The sequence below is a fragment of the Idiomarina sp. Sol25 genome, assembly GCF_033052775.1.
Classification (GTDB): domain Bacteria; phylum Pseudomonadota; class Gammaproteobacteria; order Enterobacterales; family Alteromonadaceae; genus Idiomarina.
In genome coordinates this window covers 1-342 of sequence record NZ_JAUPEW010000064.1, presented here as the reverse complement: position 1 = coordinate 342, position 342 = coordinate 1, and the positions used below count along the sequence as shown (strand labels likewise).

At 58.8% G+C, this 342-nt stretch carries 1 protein-coding gene; it reads left to right on the top strand.

The window, feature by feature from the left end; genetic code table 11:
• Positions 1-194, top strand: a 194-nt coding sequence (locus Q5L94_RS13480; RefSeq protein ID WP_317498874.1) for a hypothetical protein, incomplete at its 5' end; no start/stop codon positions are given.
• Between the last annotated feature and the right edge of the window lie 148 nt (positions 195-342).

Below are 342 nucleotides of genomic sequence, written 5' to 3'. Positions count from 1 at the left end.
ATCTGCTCTGCCTGTTCCATGGATTTCCGGGCGACATCTTCAAGCTGCGTCGCGAGCCTGTCGCGCTCGGCCACCAGTGCCCGCAATCGCTGGGCGTCCTGGCGGTGGGTGCTCATTGCGCATTGATCGATATGATCTGCGCGCGCCAAGATCGCAGCGGTGCTGATGTCGATCTGGGTTCCCATCACATCTGATCCGGTTTCTGGATTTCTTTCACGGGCTTGGCTTTGCCCATCATCGTCTTGACAGCCTGTTGGTAGATCCTCGCACCGTTCCAGATTTGCTTAGCAAGGGCCGCGCGGGCATGCGCTTCGTCAGGGCTGATTTTGCCTGCCCGAAGAT